3 protein-coding genes and 1 pseudogene are annotated in these 2,866 nt (G+C 64.4%); 3 read left to right on the forward strand and 1 reads right to left on the reverse strand.

Annotated features, from left to right (window positions below; all coding sequences use genetic code 11):
• Positions 1 to 179: pseudogene (locus tag A37O_RS15715) on the forward strand (IS6 family transposase); the annotation flags it as partial.
• A gap of 268 nt (positions 180 to 447) precedes the next feature.
• Here A37O_RS15715 and A37O_RS0110485 read toward each other — a convergent pair.
• Positions 448 to 837, reverse strand: a complete 390-nt coding sequence (locus A37O_RS0110485; protein ID WP_003847964.1) for a heavy metal-responsive transcriptional regulator — start codon at positions 835 to 837, stop codon at positions 448 to 450.
• A gap of 98 nt (positions 838 to 935) precedes the next feature.
• Between A37O_RS0110485 and merA the strand changes: the two genes are divergently transcribed.
• Positions 936 to 2,357, forward strand: coding sequence for a mercury(II) reductase (gene merA / locus A37O_RS0110490; RefSeq protein WP_018297456.1), 1,422 nt, complete (start codon positions 936 to 938; stop codon positions 2,355 to 2,357).
• Between the two features lie 179 nt (positions 2,358 to 2,536).
• Positions 2,537 to 2,836, forward strand: coding sequence for a recombinase family protein (locus tag A37O_RS15360; RefSeq protein ID WP_018297457.1), 300 nt, complete (start codon positions 2,537 to 2,539; stop codon positions 2,834 to 2,836).
• Positions 2,837 to 2,866 lie beyond the last annotated feature (30 nt).

The following is a 2,866-nucleotide window of genomic DNA, read 5'->3' on the forward strand; positions in this document are numbered from 1 at the left end:
CGGCTGAAGCGGATCCTCGGGCCGAAAGGCGCGTTCAAAAACCGGACCTCGGCGTACCGGACGTTGAAAGGGATGGAGGCGATGCACTCATTGCGGAAAGGGCAAGGCACGATGTTTGACCTCACGGGCAACCGAACCCGGACACGGTGATCGTCAACCGGGTCTTCGAGACGGCCTAACAACGCCCACACGCAGCGGCCATCAGAGAATGAGGAACTAGGTCTTCGCTGCTCTCCGCCCGACTTTGCAACAGCACCATCCAGAGGCCAAGAAGCTTTTGGCTCAAAATGCACCAAAGGTATTATCCTCAACCGCCAAAATGTTACTTCCAGGTAAGAAATAGTCCCTATTTATAGATAGCTCCTGGCGGTTAATCCTGTCATCCTGGCTCTCGTCGAGCTGCAACTCTCGCATAGCGTGGTTGCTAAGGAGGTGTGCCCAATTGGATTACAAGTACCTACACACTTGATCGGTGCTGCACGTTTCAGGGTCCGGGTGCGCGGCGTCCTGTCTGAGGTCCGCGATAGTGTCGCGCAGCACGGAGAGCTGCGCGATCTGCTGCTCGATCTCAGCGAGGCGCACGTCAAGCAGGTCGCGCACGTGCTCGCAGGGCGCCTGGCCGCCGTCGCGGATGTCGAGGATCTGGCGGATCTGGGCGAGGGTGAGGCCCGCGGCCTGGCCGCGGTGGACGAAGTCGATCCGAGCGACCGTCTCGGGCGCGTAGTCGCGGTATCCGGACGGCGTGCGCTCGGTCGGGGGCAGAAGGCCCTGTTCCTCGTAGAAGCGAAGGGTCTTCGCGGTAGTGCCCGCCCTCTCGGCGAGTTCTCCGATCCGCATTGCTGTCTCCCTCCGTGGCCGCGCTTGACCTTCCCCTGTACTGGAAGGTCCAGTATGGCTGAGACAGAGCAGAAAGCCAAGAGTTGACAGGAGCAGCGATGCCTACGAAGTACGATCTCGCCATCATCGGATCGGGAGGCGGCGCGTTCGCCGCTGCGATCCGCGCCAGCACGCTCGGAAAGTCGGTGGTGATGATCGAGCGCGGGACGCTCGGCGGCACCTGCGTGAACACGGGCTGCGTCCCGTCGAAGGCGCTCATCGCCGCGGCCGGCGCGCGGCACGTCGCCGTCGACGCCGCAACCCGGTTCCCCGGGATCGCGACGACGGCGGATCCCGTCGACATGCCCGCGCTGATCGCTGGGAAGCAAGCGTTGGTGGAGTCGCTGCGCGGCGAGAAGTACGCCGACGTCGCCGACTCCTACGGCTGGCAGGTCCTCCGCGGCGACGCCTCGTTCGTGGGCACCCCTGATGCGCCGGTTCTCGATGTTGCCGGAGCCGACAGAAGCGTCGAGACCATCGAGGCCCACCACTACCTGGTCGCGACTGGTTCTCGCCCGTGGGCACCGCCGATCGACGGCCTGGAGGAGACCGGATACCTGACCTCGACCACGGCGATGGAGCTGACGGAGGTCCCCGAGTCGCTGCTGGTGCTCGGCGGCGGCTACATCGCCCTGGAGCAGGCGCAGCTGTTCGCCCGCCTCGGCTCGCAGGTCACGCTGCTCGTGCGGTCCCGGCTCGCCTCGAAGGAGGAGCCGGAGGTATCGAAGGCGCTCCAGGAGGTGTTCGCCGACGAGGGCATCCGCGTCGTCAGCCGCGCAGTGCCCACCCGGGTCTCTCGCGGCACGGGAGGCGAGGCCGTCGTGACCGCCACCGTGTCCGGCGGCTCGCAGGAGTTCCGCGCCGACCAGGTCCTGGTCGCCCTCGGACGCCGTCCCGTCACCGATGGCCTGAACCTCGATGCGGTCGGGGTGAAGACCGGAGACTCCGGCGAGGTGGTCGTCTCCGACCGGCTGCAGTCCTCGAACCCGCGGATCTGGGCCGCGGGCGACGTGACCGGGCACCCCGAGTTCGTCTACGTCGCCGCCCACCACGGCACCCTCGTCGCCGAGAACGCGTTCGCCGACGCCGACCGGTCCGTCGACTACGCCCGCCTGCCGCGGGTGACGTTCACCGGGCCCGCGATCGGCGCGGTCGGGATGACCGAGAAGGACGTCCTCGCCGCGGGGATCCGCTGCGACTGCCGCGTCCTGCCCCTGCACCACGTGCCCCGCGCCTTGGTGAACCGCGACACCCGCGGGTTCATCAAGATCGTCGTGAACGCCGAGACGAACGAGATCCTCGGCCTGACCGCCGTCGCCAAGGACGCCGGGGAGCTCGCCGCCGCAGGCGTCCACGTGCTCGGCAGGACCGTCGCCGAGGTCGCCGACGCCTGGGCCCCCTACCTGACCATGGCCGAGGGCATCCGGATCGCCGCGAAGGCCTTCACCACCGACCCGTCGCTGCTGTCGTGCTGCGCATGAACGGCAACGCAGGCAATCGGGGAGATCTCATCCTGAAGAGGTGCAGACGATGAGCGCCCCTCCCCCTTGGTGGCTCCTGTCGGTTTTGAGATAAAGATGATTCGATAGGGCACACCCCAAAAGAACAGTTTTTGAATTACAAACCCCCTCGCAAACTTAATGTTCACTAGGGTTAGGTTATGGATTATGGAACAGAACCGTCACTACCTCTAGATATCCCTGAACATTCTGAGGTTATTTCCGGGCAGAAAGTCGGTTATGCGCGGGTTAGCTCTAAAGACCAGAATCTTGAGCGGCAAACCGCAGCGTTGAAGAAAGAAAAGTGCTTTCGCATCTTCGANGATACTGTCAGCGGTTCGTCCACCGACCGCCCTGGGTTGGATGGTGCGTTGAATTATGTGCGCCCTGGTGACCAACTTGTGGTCACCAGTATGGATCGGTTGGCGCGGTCGTTGATTGATTTGCACCGCCTGGTCTGAAGCGTCCTGGGTTTAGTTCCGATCGTTTCT

The organism is Corynebacterium lubricantis DSM 45231 (assembly GCF_000379425.1).
Classification (GTDB): Bacteria; Actinomycetota; Actinomycetes; order Mycobacteriales; family Mycobacteriaceae; genus Corynebacterium; species Corynebacterium lubricantis.

Coding starts and splice junctions, on each gene's coding strand:
- A37O_RS0110485 (WP_003847964.1), bottom strand. CDS start 837: ATGCGGATCGGAGAACTCGCCGAGAGGGCGGGCACTACCGCGAAGACC.
- merA (WP_018297456.1), top strand. CDS start 936: ATGCCTACGAAGTACGATCTCGCCATCATCGGATCGGGAGGCGGCGCG.